The organism is Bacillus haynesii, assembly GCF_014042035.1.
Lineage (GTDB): Bacteria > Bacillota > Bacilli > Bacillales > Bacillaceae > Bacillus > Bacillus haynesii.
Genome location: NZ_CP059494.1, coordinates 2734204 through 2755728 on the forward strand (window position 1 = coordinate 2734204; position 21525 = coordinate 2755728).

The window sequence follows — 21525 nt, forward strand, 5'->3', positions numbered from 1 at the left end:
CTTTTATGCAGTTACAGACTGCCAAGCATCGGATTGCCTTTCATTCCGATCCATAAGTCTGATTGCTCTAATAAATGGGCGGTGCGAAGCAGCCAATGTTCCTTTCCTTTCGGAGCCGTCACTTGAACGCCCAGCGGCAAACCTTCATTTGTCAGGTGAACCGGGACGCTCATTGCAGGCTGTCCGGTTAAGTTGGCAAGCTGTGTGAATGGTGTAAATGTTAAGCTTTTCAAAAACATTTGATAAATCAGCGACTGTTGCTCACTTTTTTCCAGCTCGCTCACTTTCAGAAGCGCTTCGGCTTCTTTTTCTGTATGGGTAAGCTCGCCGACCTTTGGAGCAGGGTAAGCCGTTGCCGGGGTCACATACAGATCATAGGTCTCATGAAACGCCGCCATTTGTGCAGCTGCTTGATCCCAGGAAGCAAGGCTTGCCGTAAATTCGGCTGCCGACACTTTTTTGCCCGCTTCATTCAACACCCATGTGACAATTTCAACGTCCTGAACAGTAATCGCTCTTCCAAGCGTTTTTTCCATTCCCAGGATCATCGCGGAAATTTCGCCGCTGTTCATTAAGTAGTAGTTCTCCATTAACCGGAGTCCATCAACGCCGTTCGTCTGCTCTTCGACATGGTGTCCCTGCGCTTCCAGCCATCGAACGGTACGGCGGACGGCTTGTTTGGCTTCATCACTGACAGGCGTTCCAACGGGTGATTCTACAGAAAATGCAATTTTCAAAGGGCGCTCCAACCCTTTTTTCATATCCTCTTCATAATGGCCTGGAAATAAAGGCGTTTGAAAAGCCGCTTCAGGCTGAACGGTTTGCAGAATATCTAGGAGCGCCGCGCTGTCTCTGACAGTACGGGACAGCACAAAATCGATCGATGCCCCCTGCCACTGCCGTCCGGCGCCCGGTCCTACAGGCGTTCTGCCCCGGGTCGGCTTCAGACCGAATAGCCCGGTAAAGGAAGCGGGGATCCGGATGGAGCCTCCCCCGTCGCTGGCCCCTGCAAGGGGAACGATTCCGGCCGCCACCGCAGCAGCAGAACCGCCGCTTGAACCACCGGGTGAATAATCGGTGTTCCAAGGATTTCGCGACGGCCCATATAATTCAGGCTCAGAAATATTTTTCAATCCATATTCGGGCGTATTTGTTTGACCGAGAAATAAAAAACCGGCACCGCGCAATTTAGCGACGAAATTCGAATCGCGCTTTGGTTGATAAGATGAAAGCAGCTTGGCGCCGGCTGTAAGCGGCTCTCCTTTCATCGCTTGGGAGATATCCTTTAAAAGGATCGGCACCCCGGCAAACGGCTGCTGTCTGATATCAAGCTGTTTGCATTCATTTTTGACTTGCTCTTTTCTCGTCCGAATGACCGCATTCAGTTCTGGATTAACTTCTTCAAGACGGGAAAAAGCAGCGTCGATTAATTCGTTCACCGTTACTTCCCCATGTTTGATAAGCTTAGATAAAGCAACTGCGTCATGCTTCATATAGTCAGATATATTCATATCAGTACCTCACCTTACTGTTCGCTTGTATTTACTATTGTGCATGAGCCTTTTGGGGATTTCAATGATTTCAGTTTAGATCAAAAGGAGATGAGTGAAATGAATATTCAGAGATTACATCCGGAACATGAGCCGCCGCTTGATTTACTGTTGACGGCAGACCCTTCCGAAAAACTGGTTAACGATTATCTCAAACGGGGACAGTGCTTTACAGCCGAAATCGACCGCCGGATTGCCGGTGTCTATGTGTTGCTGCCGACGAGACCTGAAACGGCAGAGCTCGTCAATATCGCCGTCAAAGAGGAGCTGCAGGGAAAAGGAATCGGCAGACAATTGGTTATGCATGCGATTGAAACGGCAAAATCTCAAGGATTTAAGACGATTGAAATCGGAACCGGGAATTCAAGCATCGGCCAGCTGGCGCTCTATCAAAAATGCGGATTTAGAATCACCGGCATCGACCGCGACTTTTTCCTGAGACATTACGAGAAACCGATATACGAAAACGGCATGCGCTGCATCGATATGGTCCGCTTAGCGCTCGACCTTTAAAAAAACCGCCGGGATCCCGGCGGCTTCTCGTCAATATTCTTCAAATAGGACTGGATCTTTTTCGGATCATCTGTTTTGGTCAGCGCCAGCATCAGCAAAATCCGGGCTTTTTGCGGGTTCAAAGAGTTGGAAGCCAATATGTTTTCCTTTTCAAGATCAGGGTTGGGCGTGACGACCCCGCTGCCCGTGCGTGTGGAACGGACGACTGCCGCCCCTTTTTTCACCGCTGTGATTGCCCCTTTTTTCGCCTCGTCGGAGACTGAACCGTTTCCGCTTCCCGCATAGATGATGCCTTTCGCTCCCGCCTTGATTGCAGCGTCAAACAGATGGCGCCCGTCGTTTTGATACCCGTATATAATGTCGACTTGAGGAAGCCGATTAATCTTGGAAATATTAAAATCTGTATCTTCCGTATGCTTTTTCGTGATGTCATTATGAAAATAAATGTCGTCAGCAATATTGCCGAGGTAACCCATTTCTTCCGACTTGAAAGTATCAGGAGCTGTCGTATGGGTTTTCGTCACATACCTTGCAGCAGCAATCCGGTCATTCAGCACCACCATGGTTCCTTTCCCGTGAGCTTCCTTGCTCGCAGCGACCTTTACGGCATTGTACAGATTGGCAGGTCCGTCGGCTCCGATCGCTGTGGAAGGCCGCATGGACCCGACCACAACGACAGGTTTATCGCTTTTGAGGACGAGGTTTAAAAAATAAGCCGTTTCTTCCAAAGTGTCCGTTCCGTGAGTGACGACAATTCCATCGACATCATCGGAAGCTAAAAGCTTCGCTGCGCGTTTGCTCAATTTCAGGAGTGTTTTGTTGGTCATATTCTGGCTGCCGATGTTTGCCACTTGTTCCCCGCTGATATTCGCGATATCCTTCATTTCCGGAACGGCTTCGATGAGCGTATCAATCCCGACTGCACCCGCTTTATAATTGGTCGTCGACGTTTTGGACTGATTCGCTCCGGCAATCGTCCCCCCTGTAGCTAAAATTCTTATGTTGGGCAGGCTCTCATTTCCTTGAGCAGTCTTAGCTGACGCAGTTTCTGTCTTCGCCCGGGCCTTTGTTTCATTTCGAGATTCGTTTGAACCGGAGCACCCGGCATTGATCAAAAGCAATAAGCCTAACACAATAAATAACATTCGTTTTTTCGTCATGTTTTGATCTCTCCCTGCTGCGAAATCCGCTATTTATATATGTATTTTCTCTTTCCTCCTCTCTTTCATACCAGTTTAAAATGAATGTATCCGCTGTCTATTCATATGTTAGATTTTCTTCTGCGTTTTTTTGCATTAAAAAAAAGGAAACCCCGTTTCCCTCTTCTGACCTTCTATTGTTTTAAAAGGTTGAATTCTTCCTTTATTTTTTTCAGCAGCTTTTCATTGGTGAGTACATCATATGCGGTGAATGCCATAGATTTTGCGCCGAGCATCAAGCCTTCGAATCCTTGGCTGCTCATGGCCGCCTCCCGAAACTCGGGTGTGTGGCACGCGTACGGCTCATCGCAAATTTGTACATAAGGATGAATGGAAGGTGCGATCTGGCTGACATTCCCCATATCAACCGAACCTCCTCCGTCCGCTTTTTCATGAATCGATTCGGGGTCGACGCCCAACTCAATCATGTTTTGTGTGAAAGCGTCTGACAGCGTTTCATTTGTTTTCAAATCATCGTAAGACAGCTCATAAAAAGAGCTCTTAAGCCGGGCTCCAGTCGCAAGCGCGGCTGCTTTTGCACAATTTTTCACTTTATCGAGCAGTTCATTGACATAAGCCCGTTCCGTTCCTCTGACATAAAACTGGGCAACCGCATAATCCGGCACAACATTTGCCGCTTTCCCTCCCTCCGGAATAATCCCGTGAATCCGGGCATCAGGGAGAATATGCTGTCTGAGCGCATTAATGCCGTTGAATGTCTGAATGACGGCATCTAGCGCATTGATTCCTTCGTGAGGTGCTCCCGCCGCATGCGAGGCCTTTCCAAAGAATTCGAATTGGATCGCATCCATCGCCAGCGATGTCCCGCTTTTTTCATGCCTGCAATACGGATGAACCATCATAGCGGCGTCCAAGTGATCAAAAACCCCTTGTTCGGCCATGGTTACTTTTCCGCCTTTCGTCTCTTCCGCAGGCGTTCCGTAAACGTACACTTTCCCTCCGCACGAGGCAATGACTTTGCTGATGCCGATTGCGGCGCCGACTGCCATCGTGCCGATCAAATTGTGCCCGCAGGCATGGCCAAGGTCAGGTAATGCATCATATTCAGCCATGAAACCGATGGAAGGGCCGGGACGGCCGCTGTCAAACTCGGCCGTAAACGCCGTCGCAAGATCGCATGTTCCTAATTCCACCTGAAAACCGTGTTTTTTCAGTTCCTCGGACAGAATCTTTGAAGCTTTGAATTCTTCGTGCCCCAGTTCAGGATGATTGCCTATATACTGGCTGATATGCAGCAGCTCTTCACGAATATTTTCGATCTCTTTCTCAATTTGTTTTTTCATAACGGTTCTCCCTTCTCCATTACCGAAAGTTCTTTTCCAGGGTTGACAAAGTAAAGCTCATATCCTCAAAATGTTTAAATATATAATTCTATGAATATTAATACATTATAAAGGAGACGAACGGAATGAGCAATGGCACTCCCCAGAAAACAAAACTGCACTTCCCTCATACTTATGCTTTGATTTTTTTCATTATCATTTTAGCTGCACTGGCTTCATACTTCATTTCATCCGGAGAATTTGAGCGGGTTGAAGAAGACGGCCGAACAGTTATCGTACAAGGGAGCTACAAGCAGACTGACGCCGGCCCGGTCGGTTTTTTCGAAATGTTTAAAGCCATACCGGAAGGCATGATTCAATCGGCGGATATTATTTTTTACATCTTTTTAATAGGCGGAGCTTTCGGCATCATCCATCAGACCGGCATGATTCGTGCAGGTGTCCATGTGCTGGTACAGCGTTTGAAGAAACGCGGCTTCCTCCTGATTCCCGTCACCATGTTCGTCTTTTCCATCGGAGGCGCAACGATCGGTTTGTCTGAAGAGACGATTATTTTTATTCCGATCGGAATCGCTGTTGCAAGAGCGCTTGGCTATGATTCTATGACCGGACTGGCGATGATTTCCCTAGGCGCGGCTGCAGGATTCACCGGTGGCATGTTGAACCCGTTCACAGTCGGAATCGCACAGACAATTGCGGAAGTCCCTGTGTTTAGCGCCTTCGGTTATAGACTGGCCGTTTATGCCGCCATGCTCGGTTTCTCCATTTTTTATGTGATGCGGTACGCCCAAAAAGTCAAAGCGCACCCAAATACAGGTTTGATGTATGGAAGCGAAACAGAGATGAATGAAGAGACTGCCGCAGGACACGCTGACCTTTCTTTCACTGGAAAACATGGCCTCGTCCTGCTGATTACAGCATTGGGCTTCGGCATCAATATGTTCGGTGTATTTCAATGGGGGTGGTTTTTAAGCGAGCTGTCGGCCGGGTTTCTCATCATCGGCTTTGCCGCCGGCCTTGCGGGAGGACTCGGCATCAACAACACCTTCCATTCATTTGTCGACGGCATGAAACAGGTTGTATACGGAGCTTTGATCGTCGGCTTCGCCCGTGCCATCGTCATCGTATTGGAAAACGGACATATTATCGATACGATCATCAACAGCCTTGCTTCAGCAATCAGCACGCTTCCGAACGAAATAAGCGCCATCGGCATGTTCGCTGTGCAAATCGTGATTAACACATTTATTCCATCCGGAAGCGGACAGGCAGCCACAACGATGCCGCTTATGGCGCCGCTGGCCGATTTATTGGGGTTCGAACGTCAGATTGCCGTATTCGCGTATCAATACGGAGACGGAATCACCAACTCAATCATCCCGACCTCCGGTGTATTGATGGCTTCACTGTCAATCGCAGGCGTCCCTTATGAACGCTGGGTCAAGTTTGTCTGGAAGTTGGTCGCAGGCTGGATCATCATCGGTGCAGCCGCGATTGTTATCGCCATGATAATCGGAATTAAGTAAAAATCCGAGTCTCCAAATATGCAGCCGGGGCTCCCGGCTGCATTCCCCATTTATGCCTCCATCTCCCTGACCATAGAAAAGCCTTAAACCATCAAAACCGGCGTTTCTGCGACGATTGATCTACTAAATTTTAAGCTTAGGTTAAGGAAACCCGGAAACGGGACTTTTTATCTATCATGCTCCAATTTCAAAATTCATCAACAAAAGGACTGATTCCAAACAAAACACTTATATTTTTTACCTGCTCTGACTTGTCTTGGCCAAAGCAAAAAATGGGTAAACCTCAATTCAATGCACCGAATTGTAAGTCATTAGTTTTAGTCTCTTATTCCTATCCAAAGTTTGAAAACATGCCTAATCTTGCAAATCATTGACCAAAATTAGTATTTAACACCTATTTATTATTGATTCTTCAAACCTTAAAATGAGTGATGTTGTTTCTGTTTTTTTAAAGAAACTAAGGAAAAAGGAAGAATTATAATCAAATTTTCACTGTTAGATAAATGAAATGACCGGGACTTGAGTAAGGTTTGTCCCGATGAAGGGCCTTTATACCCTGACCATCTCATTCTTTTCATTTACATAACATTGAAAAAAATAATAAAAAAGGAGACAGACCATGCGAAGTAAAAAGTTTTTTCTGATGATGCTTTTGATGATTGTAGCAGTCGTGTCAACAGCCTGCGGAGGCAGCAAAAGTGCGAGCGAAGAGAAAGAAGATACGAAAAAAGCAGATAATGCAGAAGTTAAAATACTAAGCTCCGAATATACGCTTCCGGATGATTCATCAACAAACCTGCACGAAAATGAACTTATACTAAAGATCAATGTTTCCGTGAAAAATACAGGGAAAGAACCATTAATGGTTGATAAAAACCAATTCAGCCTTTACGAAGGCGACTCAAAAATGTCGGACGTCAGCGTATATGATGAAAGAAACAAAAGGCTTCGCTCTTCCACGCTGAATTCCGATAAAGAAGTCGACGGAAATATCTATTACATCGTTGAAAAAGGCAAGAAGTTTCAGCTTGAATACACTCCTGACATGTACGGTGAAAATAAAGCAGATCCTGTCAAATTCGAGATCGACGGCGGCAGCGACGATTTGCTGAAAACGGCCAAAAAACTTGAAGATCCGGCAAAAGCTTTGCTGGCTTACACAGATGTAACGATTTTCGGCAAAGACAATGATAACTTTGATAAACTGGTCGACGAAAACAAACGTGAAGTCGTTACCGATTACCTTGAAGGCGCTCAAAAATCAATCGTTCGCTCTTTAGGATATTATGATGAAGAAGATGTGGATAAAAAGAAATTGAATAAACTGATCAGCGCCATCCAAAACGCTTATCAAGAAAAATCTCAAGTCAAAGCAGTTACAAAAACAATCTCAGGCGATGAAGCAACTGTTGAGGCAACCGTTACGCCAATCGATAATACAGATGTCCAAAAGAAAGTGAAGAAAAGACTGGAGGACTATGTGAAAGACAGCGGCAAAAACTTCATGTCCAGAGATGAATTGATCAATCCTGCGATTGACATCATGAGTGAAGAAATCAAAAAAGCACAGGCGACTTCAAGTGAGAAAACCGTTGAAGTCAAGCTTGAAAAATCAAAAAACGACAAATGGAAAATGGATGCTGATAATTACAAGACCGAACAATACTTCTCAAGCTTCCTTAAAAGCAACAACTAAAAAAAGCACCCTAGAGGTGCTTTTTTTCAATTACAATAAAACAAGTGCTGTCCGGCAGCGGAACACGCCGGCCGAGCCGGTCTGTCAGCTCGATTTTAGGGTAAAGGTGTTCTTCATATCCTGCCTGCACATAGTGTTCAAACACAAGAATGTTCGCACGTTCCCCTAATTCTTTCCCGATACAGCGGCGGAATTCAGACGGCGTAAAATAGCCGAACTGCTCCTGCACTTCATGCGGATAGGCTTCTTCTCCCCATGTATATGTATAGAGGAATTCCATCGCATCATTCACAAACAGTACAGCCGCATCCTTTTCAGTCTCAAGAATTTGCACCTTTCTTCCTTTAAAATCATGGACATACCGTTTCAAGAATTCCATTCCATCCGGGTCTTTAAAACGAATCCGCCGCGTCTCCTCTTTGTTTTCGGTCATGATTCCGTCCCTGATGATGATTCTGCCTCCCGGCTTCAGAATGTCAAAGGAGCTTTTTAACGCTTGGGCAATGACGAGATGATTAAATTTTTTTCCTTCATATGGAATGTATGAAAACAATTCGTGCAATATCGATGAAAATACGATGGTGTCGACGCTTTCCTGTTCAAAGTACTCAGGCAGGTCCAATGCATCAGCCTGTTTCACATGCCACGGCTTATGTTCGCGCACTTTTCTTTTTTGGAGCTCCTCAATGACATTGACGGAAAGGTCGATTCCGATGACCTCTGCTTCAGGATGCTGGTCTGTCAGCAAATCAAGCATTACGCCGCCTCCGGCTCCGATGTCGAGCATTCTTTCTCCAACAGCATAATCGGCAATCTTCTTTTTATAATCTTCGGCACCGTTCATGTCAGACAGATAAGCCGCTTCATTTTGCAGCCGGTCAAACGAATCCTTGCGAAACTCAAAAAAATCATAAAGCAGCACGATCGCCCGTTCATATAAAGGCGATTTCTCCGCTTCCTGACAAAATTCAATCAGCTTCAGCCCTGCCTGCGAAAATGAAAACGTGACACCGACAATCTCGGACGCTTGATCAAACGGCTGAACAGCAAACGAAACGTGTTCATTTACAGGCACCTCGCCGTAAAGCAAATCGCTGATTGACATCTCTTTTAAGCACGCTTCGATAATCCGTTTTTTATAAACATTTATATGCCTCACACCCTGATAATCGCGGTACATGTCCTTCATCAGTGGCTCAAAGCTGATGTGCTTGATTGATAAAGGGTTGACAGAACGAAGCATGAGCAGAAAGATTTTGACAAACTCTTCAAAACTGAACGATGACAAGGCGGATTCCACATACCATAAATCAATCCGCTGAAAGAACCGTCTCAGCGTATCTTCCGCCGAATGTTCCCTCAAAAAGCGCTCGTACTGGCTGCTGTCTTCACCGGAATCGAGCGCTTGTCCCCGCAGTTTTCTGATCCTTTCCGCAAACGGCCAGTCTTTGTTTCTTTCACCTGTGCAGATTTGGCCGATTACCCGGTTCACGTCTCGTTCAATCGAATCCCAAAGCGCCGGCGAAACCCCTTCAATGATACATTTGTTCAGAACGTACAAAACCCGCCTGATGTCAATGTGCTGAAGTTCGGATGCTTCAATCCAATCGATAAGAGGAGTGAATTGGCGATACCTTGTTTCCCCGCGGATATACTGTCCGACGAGTCCATGCGTCAAAATCAAAATATAAATGAGTTCCTCAATAGTCTGCCGTTCCGGCATGTACGCCTGTCTTCGATCAGCATAAATCTGTGCCGACCCGATATTATGGATCGCAAGCTGAAAGCCTTTCTCACGCCATTCCTTTCTTTTATGAGGCTGGCCGCACTTAGCCGCTTCACTCCATATGAGAACCTCTTCAATGATTTCTTTTTCCTGCTCAGGAATGTCAGCTTTCTCCAAAATGGAGAGCGTCTGTTCAACATAAAGAAAAACGGGATTCTGAGGCATATTCTCCAGCGAAGAAATCCGCTCCAGATTGACATTTTGCTCTTCAGTTAAAACGAGATACTTGAGCCATTCGGCATCCCGCAAAACGTGATAATCCCCGCTTTTTACTTTTTCAATGGCTTCTAACGATTGTAAACGCCTCATACGTTCTTCCCTCTTTTTTCTATTTCGATATGATTTATCATAAGGTAAATGGTTTCATATAGAAATAGGATAATAGGCTTATAATCGCTATAATGTTTGACCGCAGTCCGCCGTTAAAATTTGGCCTGTAACTGTTTCTTGTTCGAGCAGCGCACAAATGAGCAAGGCGATGTCTTCCGGTTCTGCTATCCGCTCAAGCGGGAGCTTTTGGCTGAGCCGTTTCATTTTCTCTTCGTTCCCCTCCCACCATCTCGTCGATACCGCGCCTGGTGCCACACAGCTGACTCTAATATCAGGGGCAAGCGCATGCGCCAATGATTTCGTCAGACCGTGGACCGCCGCTTTTGATACGGCATAGGGTAACGAAGAACCTGAACCGGTAAGCCCGGCGATGCTGCCGACATTTACAATGGCGCCGTGTTTATTTTGCTTCATAAAAGGTGCCGCCGCTCTCGCACAATAAAACATCCCTTTGACATTTACCTCATACAGTTCATCCCAGACTTCTTCAGAAGCCCCATCCAAGTCATCAAGCTCGATATGCCTGGTGATGCTTGCATTGTTGACGAGCAGATCGACGGTACCGAACTGGCGCACCGCCCGATCAAACATGTCTTGAACTTCACTGACCTTAGAAACATCGGCTTTAACCGCGAGCGCGCGGCCGCCTTGACTTTCAATCATCCCAACCGTCTCTTCAGCCTCCGCTTTGGAACGCGAATAATTGACAACAACCGCTGCGCCTCGGTTTGCCAAAGCGAGCGATACCGCTCTGCCGATCCCTGTGCCGCCTCCTGTGACAAGGGCTGTTTTATCTTTCATTTCCATTTTTCATCGCTCCCTTTTCAACTGATGCAAGCTGTGCTGTTCCATTCCCAAACGACCAGTTCTCTTTCACGTTTTCAGCCGCAATGATCATGACGTCCTCTTGGCGGATGCCGGCGTTTTTTTGTAAACACTCTGCAATTCGTTGATACAGAGCCAGCTTTTTTTCGATCGGTCTCTCTTTCATTGTGATGTGAATATAGATCAAATCCTTCGTCCGTTTGATGTTCATATAGCTAGGATCGAAAAAGAACTCTACCTCATCGTGCTGGGTGATGACCTGAAAATAATCGTCTTCCGGAACATCGATCGTCTCCGTCATCGCCTGGTGAACCGACCTGCTGATCCGGCGAAGCTCTTCTTTTGATCTTCCTTTTAAAAGATCCATCCTGACAAATGGCATATATTCATTCCTCCTTTGTATTGTTTAATAGTGTATAACGGTTATATTATTTTGTATAATTGAATCATTTGAATGATTCATTCAATTTTATTGAACTTGAGGTGATGGGATGGATTTCAAAACGTTAAAGACGTTTCATAAAATCGTGGCTTGCGGAAGCTTTAACCGCGCAGCTGAAGAACTGAATTATGCGCAGTCCACGGTCACAATGCAAATTAAAAAGCTCGAAGAAGACATCGGCATTCGTTTGCTCGAGCGGGGGAAAACATTCCGTCTGACTGAAGCCGGCAGGCTTTTTTTTGAAGAAAGCAGACATATTGTCAAGGATATGGATCACCTTCAACATCATATGGCCGACTTATTGCTTGGCGAAGCGGGAAATATCCGTCTGGGAGCGGTCGAACCGATCGCGAGCTGTGAATTACCGCGGATTTTGGGGAGATTTTTAGCGGATTATCCAAAGATCCGGGTCTCCGTAGATATCGCCAACTCGTCGGCATTGGGGGAACGGCTGGTTCAAGGCAGCCTGGATCTTGCCGTCTGTTCGACTCCGGCAATGGGAACTGATCTTTATTTTGAACCGCTTTATGCTGAAGAGCTTGTAGTGCTGCTCCCTGAAGGACACGCCGCCGGAAACAATGAACGCATCGATCTGAAGGATATTAGGGAGCATCGCCTGCTGATCACGGCCAACAACTGCACCTACCGGAAGAAAGTCGAAATCGCGTTTCAGGAGCTGCCGGGGAGCCAAATGAACACGATGGAGATCGGAAGCATGACCGCCTTGAAAAACTATGTTGCAGCAGGACTCGGCGTGGCCCTGATTCCGAAAAGCATCGTTTCCCCTCCTCCTCCCGGAACGATTGTCCGGTTCATCGCCAATGACCCGATTAGCGTAACCTTTGGCATCCTTTGCAAAACCGCGGCGTTTCCGTTGAAACAGGCCGGTGCAAAGCTGTATCAATATTTGAAACAGGAGCTGGGAGAACCGTAAAAAACCTTCCGGCTGATGTCGGAAGGTTTGGGATTATGACATGATGGGATATGGAATGATGATGATCTGGTCTCAGAGAGGGATGGTCACTTGCACCTGTCCGCCTCCTGCTTCACCGTTTTTAATCGCTAAATCGCCTTGATGAAGCTTGACAACACGAAGCGCAAAGGTAAGTCCCATACCGTAATGTCCATTCGATGTCCGGCTTTTATCTTCCATATAGAAAAGCTCGGCAGCTTTCTGCAGGCCTTCTTGAGAAAATCCTTTTCCGCTGTCAGTGATTGTGAAAATCAGTTGATCTGCCGTACACACAGCTTCAAAATCGATTCTCCCGCCTTCTGGTGTGTGATCTGCGGCGTTCGTCATGATGTTCATCAACGCTCGATGAAGCAGCTGTTTGTCAAACACTGCTTTTTTTCCTTCAAGGTTTTGTTCTTTCAACACAATGTCAATCGATTTGTTCCCTATGTATGCTTCAGTGTCATTGAGAACACTTTCGACTAACGCTTTCACATCACCTTCTCTGTATTCGATATTTAATGCTTCCTCCGTTTTTGACAAATGGATTAATTGGTCAATGTACTGATCGATTTTTTGCCCCGCATCAAGTATGTATCTGATATATTCCGACTGCTCTTGATTTTGCGGTGATAAGCTCAGCAACTCCGCATTACCTTTAATAATGGTCATTGGAATTTTAATATCATGAGCCAATGCGCCGATCTGTTCTTTTTTTGTTTTCTCTAAATGCCACTGGGCGCGGAGGGAGGCTTGGAGGGCATTCCTCATGTCCATCAGGGAACTGATCACATGATCAAATTCCTCAATATTCGAGAATTCCGGAGTGAAATTTAAATTCTGTTTTTTAATTTGCTCAGCGATGGTGTTTAATGTTTGAAAATGATCTTTTAACCTGTTTGCAAATCGGGTTGTCACCGTAAAAACGACCGTAATTAAAAGAAGAATAATGATGCATATGCTTGTCAGCTCATAGTTCGGGAGAAGTCGTCTCAGCAAGGGAGACCGAAACTCAGCACGCAAAGGATACTCCAATACACAATACTCGTCTTTGCGTTCGATGATCATATAGCCTTTTTGACTTAAGGTGACATACGGCCTGCTTTCTATTTTTTTCCGTACAATCGAAAGATTCGTTTCTTTCATGTTTCCCGCTGTCTTTTGTTTCGACTTTTTATCAAGTATGGCGTACAGCATCGTATCGGGTATCATGTCTTCCGTTATCCGTTCAGCCGATTGAAGCCTGGGCTTAAGCTTTTCAGCTTCGATTTCATTGTAGTTGGCAGGATAAAACAGCCCTGCATTCATTCCTATCATATTGATCAAAACATATAAACCCGTGATCGCGATCAGGCAGAGACTCAAAGTGAGCATATATTTGATCAGTTCTCTGCGCAGCGTCTTTTTTTTACGGATTATTCCCATCTGTACCCTACGCCCCATACCGTTTTGATCGGATCTCTATTGTGTTCTTTGCATTTTTTCCGAATCGTGCGGATAAATTCGGTTATCGTGGAGTATAAAGCATTGCCTTCCAGCCCGTATACATGCTCATAAATTTCTTCTCTTGTAAAGGTTCGTCCTTTATGCTGAGCCAACAGCTCACATATTTTAAATTCATTTTTTGTTAAATTCAGCTTTTGATCATGAATAAATACTTCTTTGCTGTCAAAGTGAAATAAAAAACCGGAAATCACCCGTTTAGTCTCGTGTTTCTCTCTTCTCTCCCTTCTCAAGTGTGCATTTACTCTTGCACTGAGCTCAAGAACGCCGAAGGGTTTTGAAATATAGTCGTCTCCTCCAGTCAAGAGGCCTTTAACGATGGCCTCTTCCTCCGTCTTAGCGGTGAGAAACAGGATCGGACAATCTACCAGCGGCCGGATTTTCTCGCATAATTCAAACCCGTCCATCCCCGGCATCATTACATCAAGCAAAATTAAATCATACCCTGAAAACACGTCGAGAGATTCGGCGTTAACTTGACTTAGCGTATGAACTTGATGCTGATCGCGGCGCAAAATATTTTGTATGAGTACAAGAATATCTTTCTCATCATCTACTGCCAAAATTTTCGCCACTTGCTGACCACCCTTTTTTCATTATTCATAAGCTTTTCTTCCTTCCCAGCGGATAAACCAAATGATGCTTAGAGCGAATACAGCTATTATAGCAAATACCATGACGAAAGCCCCTTGCTTGATTTCCCCGTATAGAACAGAGCGCAGAGACGGATCAATTTGGACAAATCGGTCAATCCCCTTATACCCTGCCAGCCTGATTCCCCATGCCCAGGGATTATATTTCCAAATGACATCGCCCAATCCCGTATTCATCAGGGCTGTCATCAAAAGGCCTGCCCCGCCTATTAAAATCGAAGCCCCCATTCCGAATGTACAGCTGATCAAAAAATAAATGAAATAAAGTGTGACACTTCCGGCTGCCAACCATGCCCCAGCCTCAAAAAAAAGAGCGTATGTCAGGTTTGGTACATGAAAAAAAACTTTGAGCCCCAATAAGTAGAGTCCAGTAGCCAAGAATAACGCACAAATGTTCATGATCAGAAGCAGCGTGACTTTACTTAAATAAGCCGTTAATTTGGGCGACGTGCCGCCCAACAGCACTTGAAAACGGCCTGCTTGCTCCTCTAATGAAGCCGTCATTCCGCACACAATTCCAATCAGAAGCGGCAGTGCAATCGCAATTGCTTCAAAATACGTGCGGTATAATTGATACGGATCATGTTCTCTGTTATAGAAATAAAGCAGAAAAACACCCGCACAGATAACCGGAACGGTCAAGTGAAGCCAAATAAAAGATGTACGCTTTGTTTTTTGAAAGTCAGCCGCCAGGCATCTAAAAAATAACAACAAATCAAACCGCCTCCCGTTTAGATTTGCGATTAACGGCAGGAGAAAAAGACCGCCTGGTCAGACGCGCCAAAATAGCAAATAAAACAACAGATAGAACAACAGCCGGAGGAACGACTGCCCAGCTCGTTAAAGGATCGCCATTCTCAAGAGGCACACCGTTTGGGTGGATGCCAATTGTCGGGCACATGACCCTGATCGGCCAGCTCCAAGGATTCAGCCACCAAAAAGGGCTTGATGCCGACATGATGCCCAACACGATACTGCCAAGCATATTGAACAAAACGGCAGATATAAACCCGTACTTTCGCGCTATCCATAAACAGATGGGGATCTCCCATAGTGTCGTGAGCCAAAGCAGCAGATTCGCGGCAATGACTGTCAAATGAATGCTCGAAAATTGAGGAATGACAAACTGCATCCCAACCATGAATCCTAAAAAAACAGCTTGAGATGCTAAAGAATAGAGCGCAATGACGCTTATTTTTGCATACCAAATCTGATGCAAATCTACAGGAGAAGAAAAAATGCCGTTATAATTCGACGCTTTCTTTTCTTTCTGGTGTGATAGTGCACAAAGCAATGCGACCATAACCGGCATGAAGATGATAGACCACCAATTATACGTACCTGCTACAAAAAATCCCGGATTCATTAAAAAGGCGAAGCAAATATTAATCAAAGGCACAATGAAGATCATTTTTCTCGAAAATGTTCTTTTAAACTTCAGGTTTTCCGCTTTTACATAATATCCGATCATTTTTCTCCGCCTTCTTTCCCCCGCGTTGATTTCACAACATCCATAAAAAGCTGCTCGAGATCGTCTCCTTTATTGATTTTCCCCTGATATCCGAGGTATCCTCCGCTGATAATCCCGATATGGTCTGCGATCTGCTCGACTTCCGATAAAATATGGCTTGATAATATAACCGTTATCCCTTGTTCGGGAAATGACCTGATCAGTTCCCTCAACTCTTGTATACCGATCGGGTCAAGACCGTTAGTAGGCTCATCAAGTATGAGTAGTTTAGGGCGATTTAAAAGAGCGATGGCGATCCCCAGCCTCTGCCTCATCCCCATAGAAAACTGCCCCGCCTTTTTCTTTCCGGTATGATGCATATCAACAGTTTTAAGCACCTCTGTTATTCTCGCATCCGGAAGACCCAATAATGTGGCATGCACCTTGGCATTCTCGTAGGCTGTTAGATTATCATACAGAGGCGGGGATTCTATTAAAGAACCGATGTCTTTTAATACGGACCTTTTCCATTTCCGTCCCTCAAACAAAATGTCCCCGGCAGACGGATTTAAGATTCCGGTTAAAAGTTTTAAAGTCGTTGATTTTCCTGCTCCATTCGGTCCAAGCAGTCCGTAAATACTGTTCTTTTTAACTGACAATGAGACGTCTGAGACCGCTTGCGACCTTCCAAACTTTTTTTGAAGATGCCTTGTTTCCAATAGAATTGTACTCATCATAATCTCTCCTTGTTTGATCTGATCGGTACCGATATCTTAAAATATCTTTCTCAAGATTTAATCAGAATCAAACGCAAAAAACCTTCCGGTTCCCCGGAAGGTTGGCAGTTGTGTGAGCTTTTTTAAGAAGGCATAAGCTCAAGATGATGGTCAAGTTCATCCTGCAGGACGGCTTCAATATCTTTAAAACGATTCGATACGGTCGAAGCACTGACGCCGTATTTTTTTGCAAGCTTTGCCTGGGATATCGATTTTTCCGATTTGGAGATCGAATTGATAAAATACTCCAAAGCAGCTGCAAAGGCTTCTGTTTTTTTGATGACCGGTGCTTTTTTGGCACAATACGATTTCCAAAGGCTGACGGCCCAGGACACAAATGGTTCAGAATGTCCTTCGTCAAGCATACCTTTCTCAAAAACGAGCGCTGTTTCTTTTTCCATCTCATTGGCCCATTCGATGTCTTCCGACCCTTGTTCAGACGGTGCATTCTCTTCCTGCCGGCAAAGATGCATTAACACATGATGAAAATCCTCTCTCATCAGCTGTTCTTTCGTCCCGCCTTTTTCTGTAAAACGATTCAAAGCCTCGCTTAGCCTGTTTTTGAGAGCATCCGCCATTTTTGCAGGATAAATGGTGAATTGTAAGAAGAACTCGGTATGGCTTCCGATCTTGATCGGAAAGCCGAGCACGTACTCGCCTACAAAAGGCCCCTCCCGTTTCACATTCATCCTCACGGTCAGCTCTTCATTCGTTACAGCATCCTCAAAGCGAATGCCGCCATCTGTTATATGTTTCACACGCAGCAATGCGGGTGAGAGGTCTTTCCACGATTGAACGGCTTCCTTTGTCTGCGATCTGAGAATCGAAGATCCTTTTTTCTCCAAAAAGTCTTCAAAAATCGTCAATCCTCCATCTGCCAGCGGACGGGCAAATACTCCCCACACGCCCAGGTTAAAAACACATATCTTTTGTGCAGACTGGTCCAAGTCTGACAGAAAAGAATACTGATTGAGAAATTGATCGATTGTGTCTTTATGTTCTGTAAAAGCGAATTCCATGACGTCTTTCTGGATTTGTTTCAGTTCCTGCACCGCGACAGCCGGAAACGCTCCCTCTGCTTTGCCGCAGCATTTTTTATATTTCAGCCCGCTGCCGCAGGGGCAAGGCATATTTCTTTTTACTTTTCCCACGTTTAAACCTCCGTATCTTATACTACAACTTATTTATTTTATCAAAACTTTCAGGAGGGGGAAATCCGATAATGAAAATCAGTATGATTTAGCTGAAAAGTAAAATTTTATAAAAGGGGTCAAAAGATTTATTTAAAAACAGAAAAAAAGACTATAAAATGGTTAATGTTGTGTTTTTATCATCCATTTTTAACAGAGAGGATGTTATACATATTGCAATACGCTGGTTTTTTGGGTTAGAGCGGGTGCATTGTTGATCGATTGTGTATTGGCGGTCGGATTACACTTTTCATCCGCACTGATATTCGGAGACGGGTCTCCTGAAGTTGCTGCAGCAGCCCTGCTGATATACGTTTTGTATCCGCTTTTGATGCCGCTGACAAAGCTCCAGAGCACGATTGGAAAAGCAATTTTTAGAATTCGCATCGTCTCTGATGATACGGGCCGACGGATTAAGCTTTGGCAGGCTTTCGTGCGCTACATCGTCTCATGGGTGCATATCGTCTTCAGTCTGCTCTATTTAACCGTCGTTTTTTCAGGAACGAAACAAGCCGTCCACGATTTCACGGCTAGAACATATGTCATGAAAACGGCCGACACGGAGTAAACTACCTTTATGCATCCATGTGCATAAAGGTAGTGAAAAAGGGATATGAATCCCTTTTTCTATTTCCGGTATTCCAGCAGACTGATGGTCAGAAGCACTAGGAAGCACCCCAGCCACTGAACGGAAGTTAAACGTTCGTTTAAAAACAAAACGCCTCCGAAGATGGTGAGGACGGGGCCGGTCATGGAAATGACGGCCCCTCGCTCCGCTCCTATCCGCTTCATGCCTTCCAGCATGAATAAAAAAGGAATGACCGTCGTCACCGCCGCAATGATCATAAAAAAACCATACATTGCGGGAGAATAAGAAAGCAGGATTCCCGGCTGTTCTCCAGTCGCGCGAAGCAGCGCATAACCGGCCATCGCAAGACTTGCCGCCGACATTCCATAGGCATTCATCCGAATCCCGCCGATTTGACGGACAAGTCCTCCCGACACAACAAGATAGACCGCATAGGCAACAGCGGACAATAAGATCAAAAAAGCCCCTGACAGGTTCGCATCCAATGCTTGCATATCCCATCCGCCGACAGCCAAGAACAGCCCGGCATTCACAAGCAAGATGGCAGCAAACGTTTTACCCGAGATCATTTTTTTATTTACAAAGACAGTTATCATCAATACGAACATGGGGTAGCTCATCACAATCATCCGTTCAACTGGATCATATCAAGAGTAAAGTGAAAAAAATATTATCACAGCAACCTCTTTGCTTTGACTACATGTCTTCAAAGTCGGCATAATTAAATTACTTATTTTGTGAAAAACAGGCAAAAAAAATGAAAGATCAAGTTGCATTTATACTGCTTTTTAAGGTCTTTATTTTAAGTTATATACAAGAACCATGCTTTAGACATCGTCTAAAGCATGGTAATTATTTAAACTAATATTAAACTGCTAAGTTGATTTTTTTAGCTCATCTACTTATTGAGTCCATTAACTGGAAAAAATATTCGGGTTTATGAGTCTTATTTAGGTTATACCACGAATGCAATGTATCTGGTGCAAATACATCTAATTTTTTCATTACTTCCATCGTAAATTCCAGAGGAGCTACTCCTGATGCAGTAACCAAATTCTCGCCAGATACTACAGGTTTCATCTCATAAAATTTTTCTCCTTTATAATTAGGACAGACCATTTTAATATACTCTAAGTCATTGCTTGTATGCTTTCTAGAATCTAGATATCCAACATTCGCTAGTCCCTCAGTTGCACCACAAATTGCAGCAACAATAGTGCCAAGCTTTAAAGCCTCGCCAATTTTTTTCAAAATAGGTTGATGAATAACTTCTCCCCAAGTATTCCCTCCAGGTAAAATTATAAGATCTGTGCCTTCAAGAATACACTCATTAAGGGAAATATCTGGTTCTATGCTCAGTCCTCCCATTGTAGTAATAATTTCTTTATTAGCTCCTACTGTAATTACTTTTAAAGGTGCTAAATCTTTTTTGAAATATCTTCCTGAGTTTAGTTCAGCAATTAAATATCCATATTCCCAGTCCGACATTGTATTAAATACATAAAGAAAAACTTTTTTTGTTTGCATTCAATAACACTCCAATCACGTTTAATATAGCCAAATATAACATAACTTCCCTGACACCTAGCGTCAGGGAAGTTATCAAATTTGATGAAATTTTATTAATTCCGACAAAACTTCAACCAGTCTTTTCTTAAGACTGATTGGCTCAATAACTCGAATAGATTTACCGTACGGTAAAAGTAAATAAGGTACATATGTATGTATCATATCTTTCTCAAGGAGAAATACTGCTTGATTTGAAGTTCGATCTTGTAAATAATTTCCTAAAAACCAATGTTGGCAAATATCACCCAATGCCCTTTTATCTCCATTAATAACCAAAGAAATAATCCCTTCCTTATCTTCTATTGTTGGAACAAGGTTTTTCATAAAAAAGTCACGTGCTGAAAAATTTTCTGGTCGGTTAAACTTATTTTCGGTTAACATTAGACTTTCCATTCGATCTACTCTAAAACTACGGATATCATTCCTAAGATGACAAAATCCAATCACATACCACTTATTATTCCAATAAATAATCCTGTACGGATCCACCAATCTATACTTTGATTGCCCTTCGCCACTTTTATGGTATAGAATTTTTACAGAGTATCCGTCAGCTACGGCCTGCTCCAACTCCTTCAAAAAAGGTTCCATAGCGAGGGAACTTAATCGACTTATTACTTCAAGACTAGTTAAATGTTGATTTATCTTTGTTTCCTGCTCTTGATTCGAATATTTTCTTAGCTTTGAAATAGCCCTATTTAGTGCTTCACCTCCATAATATCCCGCTTCTTCTGCAAAAATAGCAGCGTGAAATAGCGAGGTTTGCTCCTCAAAATCAAAAAAAAGAGGAGCTTCAATAAAATTGTTCAATAAAGTGTATCCACCGTTATGTCCTGCGTCTGAAATTATAGGTACACCACTTATTGAAAGTGTATCAATATAACGATATACAGTTCTTATATTCATCTCTAACTTTTCCGAAATTTGTTTTGCAGTAATTTTTTCACCTGAACTAAGCATCCATAGAATTGCTAGTACATTGTCAATTTTAGCCACAGAATCCACCTCTATATGGAAATTATTTTTATTTTAATTCACACTAAAAACATTACCTATTCATTGAATTACTATTTAAATGTAGGAAAACCGAAAAAGCTAAAACAACTTGTGTGACACGCATCGATTATTGCTTTAACTTGTTCGTGTTCTAATACTTGTACAAGTTTCTTTTTGACCCTAAGCTTTAAAATATTTTTTTGATAAGATTTACCTTTAGAAATATGGTGAAGAAACCCCTTGAAATTTATTACCCTTGATTCTTTAGTCATATCTATAGCTTTAAAATCTCCTGTACGATTTAAATACTCTAAGAAACTAGTTACAGCATTAAGTATGGCATTAACAGATGTTTCTTCTTTTTTAGCCTTCTTTGATTGTAAATCTATTACCTTTACCTCTCCCGTTGGATTTCTTAACCATCCCACAAAGTTTGACATTTCCTCGAATTTCAAATCTTCTAATCCAATTCCTCTCTGGCTCATAAATTCATAAAACAGCTTGAGAAGATAACAATATGTTTTAATCGTATTTGGCGCTTTCCCCGTATTATCCAAGTACTTTATATATCTCTTAACCGGTTCTACCACTTCAAAATTTTTGTCTAGTAGTATGTATAATGGATATGATTTTTCCTCAACAACTACTTTTTGAACTTTCATTTCTCCACCACCTT

20 protein-coding genes and 1 pseudogene are annotated in these 21525 nt (G+C 43.8%); 5 read left to right on the forward strand and 16 right to left on the reverse strand.

Going from position 1 to position 21525, the window contains the following annotated elements; translation table 11 throughout:
- Positions 1-11: 11 nt before the first annotated feature.
- A complete protein-coding gene (locus H2R00_RS13375; RefSeq protein ID WP_154998042.1) occupies positions 12-1511 on the reverse strand; it encodes an amidase in 1500 nt (499 codons plus the stop codon).
- Between the two features lie 99 nt (positions 1512-1610).
- Here H2R00_RS13375 and H2R00_RS13380 point away from each other — a divergent pair, with 99 nt between their 5' ends.
- Positions 1611-2063, forward strand: a complete 453-nt coding sequence (locus H2R00_RS13380; protein WP_154998040.1) for a GNAT family N-acetyltransferase — start codon at positions 1611-1613, stop codon at positions 2061-2063.
- Here the strand turns inward: H2R00_RS13380 and H2R00_RS13385 are convergent.
- Both H2R00_RS13385 and H2R00_RS13390 read right to left on the reverse strand, forming a co-directional pair.
- Positions 2060-3223 (reverse strand): type II asparaginase, encoded by a 1164-nt coding sequence (locus H2R00_RS13385; protein ID WP_182069413.1) that lies wholly within the window; start codon positions 3221-3223, stop codon positions 2060-2062. The two genes, H2R00_RS13380 and H2R00_RS13385, sit on opposite strands and share 4 nt — an antisense overlap.
- A 173-nt stretch (positions 3224-3396) precedes the next feature.
- Positions 3397-4566, reverse strand: coding sequence for a M20 family metallopeptidase (locus H2R00_RS13390; RefSeq protein WP_182069415.1), 1170 nt, complete (start codon positions 4564-4566; stop codon positions 3397-3399).
- Between the two features lie 125 nt (positions 4567-4691).
- On the opposite strand from H2R00_RS13390, the gene H2R00_RS13395 reads away from it, so the two are divergent.
- Entirely contained in the window at positions 4692-6092 is a 1401-nt protein-coding gene (locus tag H2R00_RS13395) for a YfcC family protein (protein WP_182069417.1), read from the forward strand.
- A gap of 619 nt (positions 6093-6711) precedes the next feature.
- Positions 6712-7788 (forward strand): DUF4352 domain-containing protein, encoded by a 1077-nt coding sequence (locus tag H2R00_RS13400; RefSeq protein WP_154998032.1) that lies wholly within the window; start codon positions 6712-6714, stop codon positions 7786-7788.
- 10 nt (positions 7789-7798) lie between these two features.
- Here H2R00_RS13400 and H2R00_RS13405 read toward each other — a convergent pair whose 3' ends face one another.
- The 3 genes from H2R00_RS13405 to H2R00_RS13415 form a co-directional block, all read right to left on the reverse strand.
- The gene (locus H2R00_RS13405; protein ID WP_182069419.1) at positions 7799-9883 is read right to left on the reverse strand and encodes a class I SAM-dependent methyltransferase; all 2085 of its coding nucleotides are present in this window, start codon (positions 9881-9883) and stop codon (positions 7799-7801) included.
- Positions 9884-9970: 87 nt separating this feature from the next.
- Positions 9971-10711: an SDR family NAD(P)-dependent oxidoreductase gene (locus tag H2R00_RS13410; RefSeq protein WP_182069421.1), complete on the reverse strand. Its 741-nt coding sequence runs from the start codon at positions 10709-10711 to the stop codon at positions 9971-9973.
- On the reverse strand, positions 10695-11111 hold the full coding sequence (locus tag H2R00_RS13415) for a tautomerase family protein (RefSeq protein WP_182069423.1): 417 nt from the start codon (positions 11109-11111) through the stop codon (positions 10695-10697). Before H2R00_RS13415 ends, H2R00_RS13410 begins: the two co-directional genes overlap by 17 nt.
- Positions 11112-11220: 109 nt before the next feature.
- On the opposite strand from H2R00_RS13415, the gene H2R00_RS13420 reads away from it, so the two are divergent.
- Positions 11221-12105 carry a LysR family transcriptional regulator gene (locus tag H2R00_RS13420; RefSeq protein ID WP_154998024.1) on the forward strand — a complete coding sequence of 295 codons (885 nt, stop codon included), beginning with the start codon at positions 11221-11223 and terminating at the stop codon, positions 12103-12105.
- A gap of 72 nt (positions 12106-12177) precedes the next feature.
- On the opposite strand, the gene H2R00_RS13425 is transcribed toward H2R00_RS13420, so the two are convergent.
- The 6 genes from H2R00_RS13425 to H2R00_RS13450 form a co-directional block, all read right to left on the reverse strand.
- Positions 12178-13548 (reverse strand): sensor histidine kinase, encoded by a 1371-nt coding sequence (locus tag H2R00_RS13425; protein ID WP_182069425.1) that lies wholly within the window; start codon positions 13546-13548, stop codon positions 12178-12180.
- Complete coding sequence (locus tag H2R00_RS13430; RefSeq protein ID WP_182069427.1) at positions 13539-14201, reverse strand: response regulator transcription factor; 663 nt, start codon at positions 14199-14201, stop codon at positions 13539-13541. The genes H2R00_RS13425 and H2R00_RS13430 overlap by 10 nt, the downstream gene beginning before the upstream one ends.
- A gap of 21 nt (positions 14202-14222) precedes the next feature.
- Entirely contained in the window at positions 14223-14993 is a 771-nt protein-coding gene (locus tag H2R00_RS13435; RefSeq protein ID WP_182069428.1) for a lantibiotic immunity ABC transporter MutG family permease subunit, read from the reverse strand.
- 1 nt (position 14994) lies between these two features.
- A complete protein-coding gene (locus H2R00_RS13440) occupies positions 14995-15750 on the reverse strand; it encodes a lantibiotic immunity ABC transporter MutE/EpiE family permease subunit (RefSeq protein ID WP_182069429.1) in 756 nt (251 codons plus the stop codon).
- On the reverse strand, positions 15747-16463 hold the full coding sequence (locus H2R00_RS13445) for a lantibiotic protection ABC transporter ATP-binding protein (RefSeq protein ID WP_182071082.1): 717 nt from the start codon (positions 16461-16463) through the stop codon (positions 15747-15749). The genes H2R00_RS13440 and H2R00_RS13445 overlap by 4 nt, the downstream gene beginning before the upstream one ends.
- Before the next feature lie 125 nt (positions 16464-16588).
- The gene (locus H2R00_RS13450; RefSeq protein WP_182069431.1) at positions 16589-17656 is read right to left on the reverse strand and encodes a YecA family protein; all 1068 of its coding nucleotides are present in this window, start codon (positions 17654-17656) and stop codon (positions 16589-16591) included.
- A 253-nt stretch (positions 17657-17909) separates the two neighbouring features.
- Between H2R00_RS13450 and H2R00_RS13455 the strand changes: the two genes are divergently transcribed.
- Positions 17910-18263, forward strand: a complete 354-nt coding sequence (locus tag H2R00_RS13455; protein WP_244958237.1) for an RDD family protein — start codon at positions 17910-17912, stop codon at positions 18261-18263.
- A gap of 59 nt (positions 18264-18322) precedes the next feature.
- Here H2R00_RS13455 and H2R00_RS13460 read toward each other — a convergent pair whose 3' ends face one another.
- The 4 genes and pseudogenes from H2R00_RS13460 to H2R00_RS13475 all read right to left on the reverse strand — a co-directional run.
- On the reverse strand, positions 18323-18904 hold the full coding sequence (locus tag H2R00_RS13460) for a DMT family transporter (protein ID WP_244958238.1): 582 nt from the start codon (positions 18902-18904) through the stop codon (positions 18323-18325).
- Positions 18905-19178: 274 nt separating this feature from the next.
- The gene (locus H2R00_RS13465; protein WP_182069433.1) at positions 19179-19811 is read right to left on the reverse strand and encodes a type 1 glutamine amidotransferase family protein; all 633 of its coding nucleotides are present in this window, start codon (positions 19809-19811) and stop codon (positions 19179-19181) included.
- 75 nt (positions 19812-19886) lie between these two features.
- Positions 19887-20849, reverse strand: a complete 963-nt coding sequence (locus tag H2R00_RS13470; RefSeq protein ID WP_182069435.1) for a helix-turn-helix transcriptional regulator — start codon at positions 20847-20849, stop codon at positions 19887-19889.
- A gap of 110 nt (positions 20850-20959) precedes the next feature.
- Positions 20960-21511: pseudogene (locus H2R00_RS13475) on the reverse strand (site-specific integrase); the annotation flags it as partial.
- Positions 21512-21525 lie beyond the last annotated feature (14 nt).